We start from the raw sequence: 14,307 nt of genomic DNA, 5'->3' as shown, positions 1-14,307 counted from the left end.
TTCGCGGACTCACCGTCTGCCGGTGCCGAAGATCCCGCGGATCACTCCCCCGAGGATAGTCTGCGTCGACTTGGAGTTCAGGATCTGCTCGATGGGCGACTTCTGCGAGCTGCGCGACGTGCGCGTGGTGCCCGCGGTCTTCTTGAGCAGACGCTCATACTCCTGCTGCGCCTTCTTCTCGGCCGCGGCGGCGGCCTTGTCGGCGGCGGCCTGCTGCTTGTCGATGGCCGCCTTCTGCTTGGCGTACTCGGCGTCGGCCTTCGCTTTGGCGAGGGCCGCCTCTTCGGCGGCCGCGGCGTCGTCGGCCGCCTTCATCTTGGCCGCGAGGATCTCGCGCGCCGATTCGCGGTCGATCGGCGTCCCGTACTTGGCCAGCAGCGGCGACGCCTTCACGGCGGCCTCGATGGCGGGGTCCGGGGTCGGCGACATGAGCCCCTGCGGCGCGCGCAGCCGGGTCCACGCGACGGGCGTCGGGGCGCCCTTCTCGCTCATGACGGTGACGATCGCCTCACCGGTGCCGAGCTCCTGCAGCACGCGCTCCAGGTCGTAACCCGACTTCGGGTAGGTGCCGACGGTGGCGCGCAGCGCCTTGGCGTCGTCGGGCGTGAACGCCCGCAGCGCGTGCTGCACGCGCGACCCGAGCTGCGCGAGCACGTCCGACGGCACGTCCTTCGGCGTCTGGGTGACGAAGAACACGCCGACGCCCTTCGAGCGGATGAGCCGCACCGTCTGCGTGATCGCCGCCAGGAAGTCCTTCGACGCGTCCTTGAACAGCAGGTGCGCCTCGTCGAAGAAGAACACGAGCTTCGGCTTGTCGGCATCCCCCACCTCGGGGAGGATCTCGAACAGCTCGGCGAGCAGGTACATCAGGAACGTCGAGAACAGCGCCGGCTTGTCGATCACACCGGGCACCTCGAGCAGGCTGATGAAGCCCCGGCCGTCGGGAGCGGTTCGCAGAAAGTCCGTGACCGCGAACTCGGGCTCGCCGAAGAACACGTCGGCACCGGCATCCGCGAAGGTGATGAGCTCGCGCAGGATGACGCCGGCCGTCGCCGCAGACAGGCCGCCGAGCTCCTTCAGCTCGGCCTTGCCCTCGTCGCTCGTGAGGTGCGTGAGCACGGCCCGCAGATCCGACAGGTCGACGAGCGCCAGGCCGTTGGCGTCGGCGTAGTGGAACACGAGGCCGAGGCTCGACTCCTGCGTGGCGTTGAGGCCGAGCACCTTGCTCAGCAGCAGCGGCCCGAAGCCCGACACAGTCGCACGTACCGGGACGCCCTTGCCGACGCCGCCGAGCGCGAAGTACTCGGTGACCGACGCCTCGGGCTTCCAGTCCTGGCCGATGGCGCGCGTCCGCGCGAGCAGCTTCTCGTTCGACTCCCCCGGTGTCGCGACGCCCGACAGGTCGCCCTTGATGTCGGCGGCGAACACCGGCACGCCCTTCGCCGCGAGCTGCTCGGCCAGCCCCTGCAGCGTGCGGGTCTTGCCGGTGCCGGTCGCGCCCGCCACGAGGCCGTGGCGGTTCATCATGCCGAGCGGGATGCGGATCTGCGCCTCGGGCACCGGCTCGCCGTTGACGAGGGCACCGAGGTCGAGCGTCGTCGCCTCGAAGGTGTACCCCTTCACGATCGCGGCCACCTCGTCGGCGTCGAGCGGCGCGCCGTCGGCCGGCTCGGCAGGAGGGGCGGGGGATGCCGGCGGCGCGGGCGCTTCGACGGGCTCAGCAGCCGCCGGCAAGGGCGCTTCGACAGGCTCAGCGGCCGCCGGCTCGGCAGCCGGCGCCTCCCGCTCGGCAGCCGGGGTCTCCTGCTCGGCAGCCCGAGCTCCGGTCCCCGAGCCTGTCGAAGGGCCGCCGGCCCGGGCCTTCGCCGCCTCGGCCTCGGCGGCCGCCAGCGCGGCTTTCGCCTGCGCCGCCTTGAGCTGAGCCTCGGCGGCCTCTGCCTCGGCACGGAGCCGTGCCAGCTCCGCCTCGGCGGCCGCGACGGACGGGTCGGTGGCGGTGGACTCGGACGCAGGCGTTTCGGGCGCGGCTGACATGCGCTCAGCCTAGCCAGGCGTTCCGGGACGAGTCATTCCTTCGCTCACGGTCCAGCGGGACGGCGAAAGCCGCGGCGACGAGCAGGGCCGCACCGGCGCCGATGAGGGCGCCGCCGAGGGTGTCGGACAGCCAGTGCGCATGCAGATAGGTGCGGCTGAAGGCCATCAGCACGACCCAGACCGCCCCCACGACGGCCACCCACGCGCGCGGGAAGATGACGAACGCGGCGACGGCGATCGTGGCCGCGTTGGCGACATGGCCGGACGGGTACGAGCCGTAGTCCGAGATGACGAGGATGTCTTCGGGGCGCACGCGTCCGAACGCGTGCTTGAGCACCTGGACGAAGCCGGCCGACACCGCCTCGGCCGCGAGGAAGTACGCGGCCGCCCACGGCCGCTTGAGCAGCACGAGGCCGATGGCTGCGGCGATGGGCACCGCGAGCACGCCGAACCAGCCGCCGCCGACCCAGTTCATGACACGCGAGAATCCGGCGAGGGCAGGATGCCACCACTCGGCGAGGAGGGTGTTCCACCAGTCATCGACGGGGAACGGCTCCACACCGCGGGTGAGGATCCACCATCCCAGCGCGACCGAGAGGAGGGTGAGCGCTCCGCCCACGACCAGCCGGACCACGACGGTCGTCGCCACCCGGGGGCTTGCCTCTCGGCGTCGCACGTCCGTCATCGCCCCATTCTGCCTGTCCGGGTGCGGCATCCGCCCGGCTTGACAGCGACCGGTCAGGATGTCGGTATGACCGCTGTCGTCGATGTGCTGCGCACGCTGATCGCGCCGCTGACCCGCACCCGCGTGTTCCGGCGATTCCTCGGACCCGTGCTGCTGCCCCCGGTCGAGCGTGCGGTCGCGTGGCTGTCGGGCGGCCGCGTGCAGGTGAGCGCGCTCCTCGTCCCCTCGCTGATCCTGCACACCGTCGGGGCGCGCTCGGGCGAGCCGCGGGACGTGCCGCTGATGTACACGCCCGACGGCCGGGGGCGTGCGATCGTCGCCGGAACGAACTTCGCCGGGGCGCGGCATCCCGCCTGGACAGCCAACCTGCTCGCGCACCCCGACGCGGCGATCACGGTGCGGGGGCGCCGTCTGCCGGTGCACGCGACCGTGGTGCCCGACGCCGAGCGCGACGCCGTGTGGGCGCGGATCGAGGCGCAGTGGCCGGGGTACCGCAACTACGAGCGCGAGTCCGGCCGCACGGTGCGGCTGTTCCGGCTGCAGCCGGTGCGTCCCTCCGGGGACTGACCCGACGCGTCAGGGCGCGAGGCGCTCCACCGTGCGGGGACGCACGATGAGCCACAGCGACAGCACGCCCACGACGGCGCAGCCCACCATGACCGAGGCCATCGTGGTGGCCGTGATGCCGGCATCCCGAGCGATCCAGCCCACGAGCGGCGACACGAGGCCCGCCACGCCGAAGTTCGTCGCGCCGACGATCGACTGCGCAGTCCCCGCGGCCTTGCCGTGGCGGTCGAGGGCCAGCACCTGCACGCACGGGAACGTGAAGCCACACGCGGCGATGAAGATCCACAGCGGCACGATCGTGCCCCACAGGCCGAAGCCCAGCTGGTCGGTGACGACGATGGCGGATGCCGCGAGCACGAGCACCGCCGTCGACCACGCCATGACCCACTGCGGGCCGAACCGCGCGGCCAGGCGCGACGCGGTCTGCACGCCCACGACGACGCCCAGCGAGTTGACGGCGAACAGGATGCCGTACTGCTGCGCGTCGAAGCCGTACGTCTGCTGGAACAGGAAGGACGAGCTCGACAGGTACGAGAACATGCCCGAGAACGTCATGCCGCCGATGATCAGCACGCCGATGAAGACGCGGTCGCTGAACACGCTGCGGTAGCGCTGCCAGACCGTCGTCGCGCCGCGCTCGCGGCGGCGCGCCTTGGGCAGCGTCTCGGGCAGGAAGATGATGGCCGACACGAGCATGATCGCGCCGTACACGGCGAGTACGACGAAGATGCCACGCCACGGCATGACCGCCAGCAGCGCCGAGCCGACGAGCGGCGCGAGCACGGGCGCGACGCCCGAGACCAGCGCGAGGCGTGACAGCATCACGACGAGGCGGCGGCCGCCGAACAGGTCTCGCACGATCGCCGCCGCGACGACGCCGCCGGCAGCGGCGCCGGCGCCCTGCAGCACGCGCGCGACCGACAGGAGCTCGAGCGTCGGCGCGAGGGCGGCCGCCGTGCTCGCGAGCACGTGCAGCGCGGTGACGCTGAGCAGCGGGATGCGGCGTCCGACCTTGTCGCTCAGCGGCCCGACGACCAGCTGACCGAGGGCGAAGCCGATCATGGTGCCCGTGAGTGTCAGCTGGATGAGCGCGGCCGTGGTCTGGAAGTCCTCCTCCAGCACGGGGAAGGCGGGCAGGTAGAGGTCGATCGTGAACGGCCCGAGCGCCGTGAGCGCACCGAGCAGCACGATGTACAGGACGCGGCGGCGATGCGTGATCGAGTCGCCCGGATGCAGCACGATCGGCGCGGTGGCCGGGTTGCTGCCCAGAGTGCGGATGGCGCCGGTGCTCGTGTCGGGGCGGGGCGTCGGCCGGGGCTCGGCGGGTCGGTCTTCGGGCTTCTGGACGGGAACGGAGGCGGTATCGAGCAACGGCGTATTTCGTTTCGGGGCGCGGGAATCAGGCGACAGGAAGGTCGAATCGATTCGAGAACCCAGGATAGCGGATTCCCGGCAACCGCCCGCAAGACCGGCCTGTCGGCGGCTTCCCAGCCCCCGCTTGCATTCGGCCGCATAGGATGAGGGCAGTCCAGCACCCGACACCGCGGGCCCCGCGCCCGGCGGCCGAGCCGAGATCGAGCCCATGACCCCGACCCCGACCCCCGCCGAGAAGCGTACGAGCGGCAACCCGGCCACTCAGGCCCAGATCAACCTCAGCGTCAAGCAGCAGCGCGAGCAGAAGCGTCAGGAGAAGCTCGCCGAGTACCAGAAGCAGCTGGCGAAGCGCCGCCGCAGCAAGCTCGTGTGGTGGATCGTCGGCGCGACGGCGGCGGTCGCCGTGGTCGCCGCGATCGTGGCATCCTTCGTCTTCGCCCCCGCCCCGGCACCCACCTACGCGCGCGGCGACGGCGACGGCAGCGGCATCGAGGGCGTCGAGACGTTCGACAACACCGCGACCCACGTCGACGGCGCCGTCGACTACCCGCAGACGCCTCCCGCCGGCGGCGACCACAACGCGATCTGGCTGAACTGCGGCATCTACACGCAGCCGGTGCCCAATGAGAACGCCGTCCACGACCTCGAGCACGGCGCGGTCTGGATCACGTACGACCCGGCGCAGGTGTCGGCCGATGACATCGCGACGCTCGAGGCGCTCATGCCGTCGACCTTCGCCACGATGTCGCCGTACGAAGGCATGGACACCCCGATCGCCATCAGCGCGTGGAACGCGCAGCTGAAGGTCGATGCCGCCGACGACCCTCGCCTGAAGGAGTTCATCACGGCGTACTGGCACTCCACCAACGCGCCCGAGCCGAACGCACTGTGCACCGGCGGACTCGACGCGCCCGGCAAGAAGTGACGCCATGACCGACGCGGCGCCCTCGACCGGACGCACGCAGCGGTGGATCGTCATCGCCGTGTCGCTCGTGCTCATCGGCGCGCTCGGCTTCGCCGTCGGCCGGTTCACGATGTTCGGCACGCAGGGCGCCGCGGCGACGCCCGGCACGGACTCGGCCGAAGCCGGGTTCTCGCGCGACATGCAGGCGCATCACGCGCAGGCGATCGAGCTGGCGATGGAGATCTACCGCAAGACCGACGACGAAGAGCTGCGCGCGCTCTCGTACGACATCGCCACGTCGCAGGCCGCGCAGCGGGGCGAGATGTTCGACTGGCTCGTGCAGTGGGGTCTCCCCCAGGCCGGCGGCCCGCTGATGCAGTGGATGGATGCCGGCGGCTCGGGTCACGAGCACGGTCAGGCGTCGTCCGCACCGATGACCGACGAGGAGGCGCGCGCGGCCATGGGCATGGCGTCGGCAGACGAGATCGCCGCGCTGCAGGCGGCGACCGGCACGGCGGCGGACTGCCAGTTCCTCACGCTGATGATCCGTCACCACGAGGGCGCCATCCCGATGGCCGACGCGCTGCTCGAACTCGGCAGCGACCCCCGTGCGCGGGAGGTCGCGCAGGCGATGAAGACGGGGCAGACGGCCGAGATCGACGCGATGACGTCGATCCAGCAGCGCCTGGGGTGCTCCGGCTGAAGCGGGTCGTTACAGTGGTCGCGTGACCGCCGACCCGTCCGTGCCCGATGTGGGAGCCCGCCGGCGCCGCCCCGTGATCGTCACGATCGCGGTCGTCCTCGTGTATCTCAGCGCGTTCGCCAACGTGGCGCTCGGCGTACTGGTGCTGCTGAGCCGCTACGACGTCGCCGAGGCCGAGGTGCTGCGCGTGTCGCTGCTGGGCGCCGCCATCATCCTGTTCGGGCTGCTGCTGATCGGCATGGCCTCGGGGCTCGCCCGTGGCAGCCGCCTCTCGCGCATCTTCGCGACGGTCTACCTCGGAGTCCTGCTCGTGCTGAGCGTGCTCACGATCGCCACGACCGACGGCTGGGACTGGGGCTCGATGCTCGATGTCATCATCGAGGTGCTCATCCTCGTGGCACTGTGGGCGCCGCCGGGATCGCGGCACTTCGCACGCTCGACCGTCGACGCTCCTCCGGACGGGACCGCCGCCGCGGGCTGATCACGCCGCCGCGAGCGTCCGCGCGACGAAGCGACGGTGGAAGAACCGCACGATCTCGATCGCTCCGATCGTGAGCGCCGTCACCAGCACGATGAGCCACGCCGCCTCCTCGCCGGGATCGACGAGCTGGAAGAACTCGGTCGCCAGCGGAATGGTGAAGACGCCGACCAGTCCGATGAACATCGCGCCGATGATCAGGCCCTTCAGGCGCGTGATGGGGCGTGAGAGCACGGTCAGCACCCAGATCCCCACGATCGCGAGGATGATCGTCGACCCGGTGCGCAGCTCGGGCTGGCCGATGCCGATGGCCGTCGCCGCGAGGGTGTACAGGGTGAGCGAGATCGCGATGACGGCTCCTGCCGGGATGGCGAAGCTGAGCGAGCGGCGCAGGAAGCCCGGGACGTACCGCTGCGTGTTCGGCAGGAGCGCGAGGAAGAACGCCGGGATGCCGATGGTGAGGCCGTCGGTGATCGACAGCTGGCGCGGCAGGAACGGGAACGGCAGCACGAGCACGCCGAAGAGCACGGCGAGCCCTGTCGCGTAGGCCGTCTTGGTGAAGAACAGCATCGAGACGCGCTCGATGTTGGCGATGACCTGCCGCCCCTCGGCGACGACCTCGGGCAGGTGCGAGAAGCGGCCGTCGAGCAGCACGATGCGCGCGACCGCCTTCGTGGCGGCGGCGCCGGAGTTCATCGCGATGCCGAGGTCGGCCGTCTTGATGGCGAGGGCGTCGTTCACCCCGTCGCCCGTCATCGCGACCGTGTGGCCGCGCTGCTGCAGTGCGACCACCATGCGCTTCTTCTGCTCCGGCGTCACGCGCCCGAACACGAGGTTGCGCTCGAGCACTTCGCCGAGCTCTGCGTCGTCGTCGGGCAGCCGGCGCGCGTCGAAGCCCTCCGCGACGTCGACGCCGACACTGCGGGCGATCGCGGCGACCGTGCGCGGGTTGTCACCAGAGATGACGCGGATGCCGACACCCTGCGCTGCGAAGTACTCCAGGGTCTGGGCGGCATCCGGCCGGATCCGCTCCTGGAACGTCACGACGGCGACGGCACGGACATCGTCGGGCAGACGCTCGCCGTCGACGTCCGCGGGGGTGAGGGCGGCTCCGGCGTGTGCGAGGACCAGCGTGCGGCGCCCTGTCGACGCGAGCTCGGTGACCACGCGCCCGAGCTCGCCGGACGGGTCGGTCGCGGCATCCCCGAACACCATCTCGGGCGCGCCCAGCACCCACGAGCCCGCGGGGCCGTCGGCGAACGAGACGGCGCTCCACTTTCGGGCGGACGAGAAGGGGATGTACGCCGCGGCCGTCAGCGGCTGCGCCACCGGGAAGGGCTCGCGCAGGCAGCGGGCCGTGGCGTTGGCATCCGGCGCGGCGCCGAACCATCCCAGCGCGGCCTCATGACCGTTCCCGGCGCCCAGCGTGTGCAGCGAGTCGAAGGCGATCTCGCCCGCCGTCAGCGTGCCCGTCTTGTCGAGGCAGATGACGTCCACGCGCGCCAGACCCTCGACGGCGGGCAGCTCGTTGACGAGCACCTGCTTCGAGGCCAGCTTGGCGGCGCCGACGGCGAACGCGATGGAGGTCATCAGCACGAGGCCGAGGGGGATCATCGCGGTGATGGCGGCGATCGAGTTCACGATCGCCTGCACCCAGTCACCGCTCTCGAAGGCGGCCGCCCACCCGCCGAACACCATCATCTGCGCGTTGCACACGAGCAGGCCGACCGGGCCGATGATCCAGCTCATCCACTTCAGCACGCGGTTGACCGAGCTGCGCACCTCGGACGCCACCAGCGAGAAGCGCTTGGCCTCGCCCGCGAACCGGTTCGCGTACGACTCCGCTCCCACTCGCGTCACCCGTGCCGCGCCCTCGCCTGCGACCACGATCGAGCCCGAGAGCGCCTCGTCGCCGGGCACCTTGTCGACCGCGTCGGACTCGCCGGTCAGCATGGACTCGTCGATCTGCAGGCCGCGGCTCTCGATGACGTCGGCATCGGCGGGCACTTGGTCGCCCGCGCGCAGCACGAGGACGTCGTCGATCACGACCTCCGCGGGTGCGAGCTCGGCCTCGTCCCTCTCGCGCCGCACGCGTGCGCGCGGCGCGTTCAGCAGCGCGAGACGGTCGAGCGCCGCCTTGGCGCGGAACTCCTGCACGCACCCGATGATCGAGTTCGCGAAGGCCGCGATGCCGAACAGCGCGTCCTGCCACCGGCCCAGCAGGAACAGCACGAAGAAGCACGCGAACACGATGCCGTTGAACAGCGTGAAGACATTCGCCCGCACGATGTTCCAGACGCTCCGGCTCGTGTCGGCCGTGTGGGCGTTCGTGCGCCCGGCCGCGACGCGCTCGGCGACGTCCGTGGCGCTCAGCCCCGGATCGAGGCCGGGTGCCGCGGGGGCGTCGGCGGAGGCGTCCATGCGATCAGGTTAGCGAGCGGCCCGCCTCGAGCAGTGGATGCCTCGGCCCGGCGTCGTACGCCGGGCCGAGGCATCCACTCACGAGCTCGTCAGCCCTTCGTCGCGCCCGCCATCAGGCCGCGCACGAAGAAGCGCTGCAGCGCGAGGAACACGATCATCGGCACGATCAGGACGAGGAACGCACCCGCCGACACCAGGTACCAGCGGTCGCCCCACGAGCCCGACAGCGAGTTGAGCGTCTGTGTCATCGGCAGCGACGACGTCGGTGCGAAGATCGTCGCCACCAGCAGGTCGTTCCACACCCACACGAACTCGAGGATCGCGAACGACGCGAGCGCCGGCGTCGCCAGCGGCAGGATGATCCGGAAGAAGATCTGCCCGTGGCCCGCGCCGTCCACGCGCGCCGCCTCGATCACGTCGGACGGGATCTCGGCGATGAAGTTGTACAGCAGGAAGATCGCCAGCGGCAGCGCGAAGATGACGTGCGCGATCCACATCGTGGCGAAGCTGTGGTCGACATCGCGCATCTCCAGTCCCGGGAACACCGCGACGTCGCCGATCTCGAGGCCGCGCGAGAACAGGCTGAGCAGCGGCACCAGCGCCATCTGGATCGGCACGATCTGCAGCGCGAAGACCGCGACGAACAGCACGCCGCGTCCCTTGAAGTCCATCCACGCGAACGCGTACGCGGCCAGCGACGCGATCGCGAGGGCGAAGATGGTCACCGGGATGGTGATCGCGAGAGAGTTCAGGAACGACTGGCCGAGGGTCAGCGCCGTGCCGCCCGAGGTCAGCGCGTCCTGGTAGTTGCCGAGGGTGAAGTCGGGATTCGTGAAGACCGTCCACCATCCCGTGCTCGCCGAGTCCGCACCGGGGCGGAACGACGTGATCAGCAGTCCCAGCGTCGGGATCGTCCACAGGAACGCGATCGCGATGGCGATCACCGTCGCCACGGGCGAGGTCATCCGCTTCTGAGCCTGCGCCTCGTTGCGACGCGTCTCACGCGCGACCCTGCGCGCGGCCGACTTGTCGAACTGCGGGCTGGCCTTCTCGTCGACGGCGGTCATCATCGCACCTCCCGCTGCAGGCGCAGCTGTCTGACGTTGTAGATGATCAGCGGCGTGACGAACACGAAGATCAGCACGGCGAGCGCCGCCGCATGACCATAGCTCTGGAAGCGCTGCTGCTGGTTGACCATCTCGAACCCGAGCACCGTGGAGTTCGAGCGGCCGCCCGTCATCACGGCGACGATGTCGTACAGCTTCAGCGCCGAGATCGTGATCGTGGTGAGCACGATGACGATGGCGGTGCGGATGCCGGGGACGGTGACGTTGATGAACCGCTGCCACGCGTTGGTGCCGTCGAGCTGCGCAGCCTCCATCTGCTCCGCCGGCACGGCCTTGATCGCCGCCGACAGCACGACCATCGCGAAACCGGTCTGCGCCCACACGAATGCGAAGAGCAGGCAGAACGTGTTCACGAGCGGCCAGGTGTCGAGCCAGCGGACCGGCTCGCCGCCGAACGCCACCACGATGGCGTTGAGGATGCCGATCTGGTTGCCCTGCCGGTAGTCGTAGACGAACTTCCAGATGAGGCTGATGCTGACCGGCGCGATCGCGAACGGGATGAAGACGAGGATCTTGAGGATCCGATCTCCGCGCGCACGCTCCATGAAGGCCGCGTACGCGAGCCCCACGATCGTCGAGAAGATCGGTGCGAAGATCGCCCAGATCAGCGTGTTGATGATCGACCAGAACCCCTGGGGGTTGGTGAACGCCCACACGTAGTTGTCCATGCCGACGAAGTTCTCGCCGGTCTTGTCGAAGAACGACTGGATGACGGTCGAGATGGTCGGGTAGATGAGGCCGACGAGGATGAGGATGGCAGCCGGCGCCAGGAACAGCGTCAGCTGGTACAGGTACCCGGCGCCTTCCCGCGCGCGGTAGTCGGCGTAGAAGAGCAGGCCGCCCGCGATGAGGGCGATCGGCACGACGTAGAGCACGGCGTTCTGGTACGGCCGCAGCATCATCAGGGCGATGAACGGGATGGCGAAGCTCGAGATCAGCCGCAGCCAGAAGTACCCGGTGCCTTTGCGCGGCGCGTATTCGATCAGCACCAGGAGGATCGCGACGACCACGCCGAAGACGAGCAGGACGATCGGGATCTGGACGATCGGGCCCAGGTTGCCGATCCACTGGAAGAACGAGTTGAACGAGAACCCCAGCGACGTCGGACGTGCGTCAGGGTCGGGCGGACTGAGGAACAGGAAGATCACGAGCGCCGCGATCAGGATGAAGCCGACCGCGACGACGACGCGTGTGGTCGTGCGTGACGGCGGCTTGCGCTTCGCCGGATCCTGCGGGGGTTTCGCGTCTGCCTGTTCCACCGAGGCTGTGGTCTGGGACATGGTCCGCCTTCCTCCGTCGTCCTCGACGGATCAGCCGTCACCTCGGCGGCCGGTCCGCGCGGCGAGCGCGCGGACCGGCGCCGAGACGACCTGCATCAGTTCTCGTAACCTGCCTGGATGTCTTCCAGCACCTGCGGCGTCGGCTTGCCGTCGATCCAGTCGACCATGCCGCGCCAGAAGGAGCCCGAACCGACCGTGGCCGGCATCAGGTCGGACGCGTCGAAGCGGAACACCGTGTCGGGGTCCTGAAGGACGGTCATCGCATCGGTGAGGAACTTGCTCGACGCGAGCGACGGGTCGGCGCCGGTGTTGGCCGAGATCGCACCGCCGAGCGAGACGCGCGCGTCCGCCCACTCGGGCGTCGACATGTACTCCGCCACCTTCTGCGTGGCGGCGTCGTCCGAGAACACCGTGACGAGCTCGCCACCACCCGAGACCGAGAACGGCTCGCCCTCGAAGCCCGGCATCAGGAACGCGTAGACGTCGCCGTCCTCGGCCACGTCGGGCGTCGCTCCGTCGGCCGTCTGCACCGCGAGGAAGTTCGCGGTGAGGAACGAGGCCTGGTGCGTCAGCGCGCACGTGCCGTTCGCGACAGCCGCGGCGATCGGGTCGCCGAACGCGGTGGAGTTGATGCTCTGCACGTCGCCGAAGCCGGCGTTGACGTACTTCGGGTCGAGCAGCACCTTGGCGACCTCGTCGAACGCCGACTCGATGGCCGGGTCGGTGAACGGGGTGTCGCCCTCCGCCCAGCTGTCGTACACGTCCGCCCCGGACTGACGCAGCACGAGGTCTTCGACCCAGTCCGTGCCGGGCCACCCCGATGCGGCCTCGGACGAGAACCCGGCGCACCACGGCGGCTGGCCCGTCTTCTCCTGGATCGTCTTGGTCAGATCCAGCAGCTCCTGCCACGTCTCAGGGATCTCGACGCCCCACTCCTGGAAGCTCTTGGGCGAGTAGTAGATGTAGCCCTTGAGGTTGGCCAGCATCGGTGCGGCGTAGAACACGTCGTCGACGGTGCCGATGTCCTTCCAGGCAGATGACCAGTACTTGTCGACGTTCGCCTCGACCTCGTCGCTCGCCTCGACCACCTGGCCGGTGTCGACGAGCGAGCGGAAGAGGCCCGGCTGCGGGACGATCGCGATGTCGGGGGCCGATCCACCGTCGACTTTCGTCACGATGTTGCCCTCGAAGCCCTTGTCGCCGGTGTACACGACCTTGATGCCGGTCTCTTCGGTGAACGCGTCGAACGACTTCTGGAGCGCATCCGCCTCGGTGCCGGTGATGCCGCCCGAGATCTGGACCTCCTCGCCCTCCAGCGAGCCGTCGTCGGCGTCACCCCCGTCGCCGCCCTCCGCGCAGCCGGCGAGCGCGAGCGCTGCGACGGCGGTCAAGCCCAGTGCGATGAAGCCGTGTCGACGGCGGGATCGCAGTGCAGTCATGGTGTCTGCCTCCTCTTCGAGTCCGCGGGCGGCACTTCAGCGCCCCCCGCACGTGCGAGATCGGGAACCGATTCCATGTTCACGGTAGGGGATGCCACCGGACGCGCACAATGACCGTGAGTCACAAGTCGGTAAACCGACGGTGCGGGGTGGCATCGATCCGGCGATGCGGGCATGATTGCCCGCGGAACCGGTTCCACATTCTCGCGCGACGCGGTCGTCGCCGATGTACAAGGAGGACCCGATGGCGGGCATCGCCGACGTGGCGCGTGCGGCAGGCGTGTCGAAGTCGACGGCCTCGCGCGCGCTGACCGGCGGCGGGTACGTGTCGCAGGCGACGCGCGAGAGGGTGAGGGATGCCGCGACCGCCCTCGGCTACGTCCCCACGACGAGCGCGGTCAGCCTGGTGACGGGCCGCACGCAGACGGTCGGCGTGGTCATGCCGTCGCTGGACCGCTGGTTCTTCGCACAGGTGCTGGAGGGCGTCCAGGACGCGCTGCTGCAGCGCCGCTACGACCTGGCGCTCTACGGAGCGCCACCCGAGTCCGCAGCCCGCCGCGAGATGTTCGAGCACTTCCTCGCGCGCAAGAGGTTCGACGGGCTCATCGCGATCGGCATCGAGCCGAGCGCGCGCGAGATGGAGCGGCTCGTGGCCTTCGGCAAGCCGGTCGTGAGCGTCGGCGGGTACGACGTGGGCACCAACGCCGTGTCGATCGACGACGAGGCGGCGGCCCGCATCGCGACCGACCATCTGATCGGCCTCGGCCACCGCGACATCGTCTTCCTCGGCGGCGACCCCGACGGCCACCGCACGAGCTTCGGCGACGGGCTGCGGTTCGACGGTTACGTCGCCGCGATGAGGGATGCCGGGCTCGAGGCATCCATCCGTCACGTCCAGTCCGAGGTGGCCATGCCGGGCGGCTACCGCGCGGCCGTTGAGCTGCTCGGCGACCGTCGCACGCGGCCGACGGGGATCGTCGGCGTGTGCGACGAGGTCGCGGTCGGCGCGATCATCGCGGCGCGCCGGCTGGGCATCCGGGTGCCCGAGCGACTGAGCGTGATCGGCATCGACGACCACGCGTACGCCGACATGTTCTCGCTCACCACCCTGCAGCAGCGGCCGCACCAGCAGGGCCGCGCGGCCGCCGAGCTGCTGCTGCGTCAGATCGACGACCCCGACACGCCGATCCACCGGCTGTACGAGCCGTCTCCGCTCGTGATGCGCAACTCCACCGCCGCGATCGACGACGACGCGTCGGCGATCATCGGGGTCGGTCGCTGACCGCCGCCGGATC

General features: G+C 70.1%; 12 protein-coding genes. 5 read left to right on the top strand and 7 right to left on the bottom strand.

Annotation, left to right across the window (positions count from 1 at the left end):
* Window positions 1–9 precede the first annotated feature (9 nt).
* Window positions 10–2,034 carry a helicase HerA-like domain-containing protein gene (locus JNB62_RS01845; protein ID WP_223230854.1) on the bottom strand — a complete coding sequence of 675 codons (2,025 nt, stop codon included), beginning with the start codon at window positions 2,032–2,034 and terminating at the stop codon, window positions 10–12.
* A 4-nt stretch (window positions 2,035–2,038) separates the two neighbouring features.
* Window positions 2,039–2,719, bottom strand: coding sequence for a phosphatase PAP2 family protein (locus tag JNB62_RS01840; RefSeq protein WP_220299154.1), 681 nt, complete (start codon window positions 2,717–2,719; stop codon window positions 2,039–2,041).
* A gap of 66 nt (window positions 2,720–2,785) precedes the next feature.
* On the opposite strand from JNB62_RS01840, the gene JNB62_RS01835 reads away from it, so the two are divergent.
* Window positions 2,786–3,286, top strand: a complete 501-nt coding sequence (locus JNB62_RS01835; RefSeq protein ID WP_220299153.1) for a nitroreductase family deazaflavin-dependent oxidoreductase — start codon at window positions 2,786–2,788, stop codon at window positions 3,284–3,286.
* A gap of 9 nt (window positions 3,287–3,295) precedes the next feature.
* On the opposite strand, the gene JNB62_RS01830 is transcribed toward JNB62_RS01835, so the two are convergent.
* Window positions 3,296–4,657 (bottom strand): multidrug effflux MFS transporter, encoded by a 1,362-nt coding sequence (locus JNB62_RS01830; protein WP_220299152.1) that lies wholly within the window; start codon window positions 4,655–4,657, stop codon window positions 3,296–3,298.
* Window positions 4,658–4,868: 211 nt separating this feature from the next.
* On the opposite strand from JNB62_RS01830, the gene JNB62_RS01825 reads away from it, so the two are divergent.
* Genes JNB62_RS01825 through JNB62_RS01815 form a run of 3 tightly spaced genes read left to right on the top strand, consistent with a single transcriptional unit; the run spans window position 4,869 to window position 6,748 of the window.
* Window positions 4,869–5,585 (top strand): DUF3105 domain-containing protein, encoded by a 717-nt coding sequence (locus JNB62_RS01825; protein WP_220299151.1) that lies wholly within the window; start codon window positions 4,869–4,871, stop codon window positions 5,583–5,585.
* A gap of 4 nt (window positions 5,586–5,589) precedes the next feature.
* Complete coding sequence (locus tag JNB62_RS01820; protein WP_220299150.1) at window positions 5,590–6,267, top strand: DUF305 domain-containing protein; 678 nt, start codon at window positions 5,590–5,592, stop codon at window positions 6,265–6,267.
* A 22-nt stretch (window positions 6,268–6,289) separates the two neighbouring features.
* Window positions 6,290–6,748 carry a hypothetical protein gene (locus JNB62_RS01815; RefSeq protein ID WP_220299149.1) on the top strand — a complete coding sequence of 153 codons (459 nt, stop codon included), beginning with the start codon at window positions 6,290–6,292 and terminating at the stop codon, window positions 6,746–6,748.
* Here the strand turns inward: JNB62_RS01815 and JNB62_RS01810 are convergent, their stop codons facing one another.
* The 4 genes from JNB62_RS01810 to JNB62_RS01795 all read right to left on the bottom strand — a co-directional run bounded on the left by JNB62_RS01810 (window position 6,749) and on the right by JNB62_RS01795 (window position 13,012).
* Window positions 6,749–9,166, bottom strand: coding sequence for an HAD-IC family P-type ATPase (locus tag JNB62_RS01810; protein ID WP_220299148.1), 2,418 nt, complete (start codon window positions 9,164–9,166; stop codon window positions 6,749–6,751).
* An 89-nt stretch (window positions 9,167–9,255) separates the two neighbouring features.
* A complete protein-coding gene (locus JNB62_RS01805; protein WP_220299147.1) occupies window positions 9,256–10,233 on the bottom strand; it encodes a carbohydrate ABC transporter permease in 978 nt (325 codons plus the stop codon).
* Entirely contained in the window at window positions 10,233–11,573 is a 1,341-nt protein-coding gene (locus JNB62_RS01800) for a carbohydrate ABC transporter permease (RefSeq protein ID WP_220299146.1), read from the bottom strand. The genes JNB62_RS01805 and JNB62_RS01800 overlap by 1 nt, the downstream gene beginning before the upstream one ends.
* Before the next feature lie 95 nt (window positions 11,574–11,668).
* A complete protein-coding gene (locus JNB62_RS01795; protein ID WP_220299145.1) occupies window positions 11,669–13,012 on the bottom strand; it encodes an ABC transporter substrate-binding protein in 1,344 nt (447 codons plus the stop codon).
* A gap of 244 nt (window positions 13,013–13,256) precedes the next feature.
* On the opposite strand from JNB62_RS01795, the gene JNB62_RS01790 reads away from it, so the two are divergent.
* Window positions 13,257–14,294, top strand: coding sequence for a LacI family DNA-binding transcriptional regulator (locus tag JNB62_RS01790; protein ID WP_220299144.1), 1,038 nt, complete (start codon window positions 13,257–13,259; stop codon window positions 14,292–14,294).
* Window positions 14,295–14,307 lie beyond the last annotated feature (13 nt).

The sequence above is a fragment of the Microbacterium jejuense genome, assembly GCF_019511665.1.
GTDB classification, from domain to species: domain Bacteria; phylum Actinomycetota; class Actinomycetes; order Actinomycetales; family Microbacteriaceae; genus Microbacterium; species Microbacterium jejuense_A.
This window is presented reverse-complemented; position numbering and strand designations above follow the sequence as displayed.

Coding starts and splice junctions, on each gene's coding strand:
- JNB62_RS01845 (WP_223230854.1), bottom strand. CDS start 2,034: ATGTCAGCCGCGCCCGAAACGCCTGCGTCCGAGTCCACCGCCACCGAC.
- JNB62_RS01840 (WP_220299154.1), bottom strand. CDS start 2,719: ATGACGGACGTGCGACGCCGAGAGGCAAGCCCCCGGGTGGCGACGACC.
- JNB62_RS01835 (WP_220299153.1), top strand. CDS start 2,786: ATGACCGCTGTCGTCGATGTGCTGCGCACGCTGATCGCGCCGCTGACC.
- JNB62_RS01825 (WP_220299151.1), top strand. CDS start 4,869: ATGACCCCGACCCCGACCCCCGCCGAGAAGCGTACGAGCGGCAACCCG.
- JNB62_RS01820 (WP_220299150.1), top strand. CDS start 5,590: ATGACCGACGCGGCGCCCTCGACCGGACGCACGCAGCGGTGGATCGTC.
- JNB62_RS01810 (WP_220299148.1), bottom strand. CDS start 9,166: ATGGACGCCTCCGCCGACGCCCCCGCGGCACCCGGCCTCGATCCGGGG.
- JNB62_RS01805 (WP_220299147.1), bottom strand. CDS start 10,233: ATGACCGCCGTCGACGAGAAGGCCAGCCCGCAGTTCGACAAGTCGGCC.
- JNB62_RS01800 (WP_220299146.1), bottom strand. CDS start 11,573: ATGTCCCAGACCACAGCCTCGGTGGAACAGGCAGACGCGAAACCCCCG.
- JNB62_RS01795 (WP_220299145.1), bottom strand. CDS start 13,012: ATGACTGCACTGCGATCCCGCCGTCGACACGGCTTCATCGCACTGGGC.
- JNB62_RS01790 (WP_220299144.1), top strand. CDS start 13,257: ATGGCGGGCATCGCCGACGTGGCGCGTGCGGCAGGCGTGTCGAAGTCG.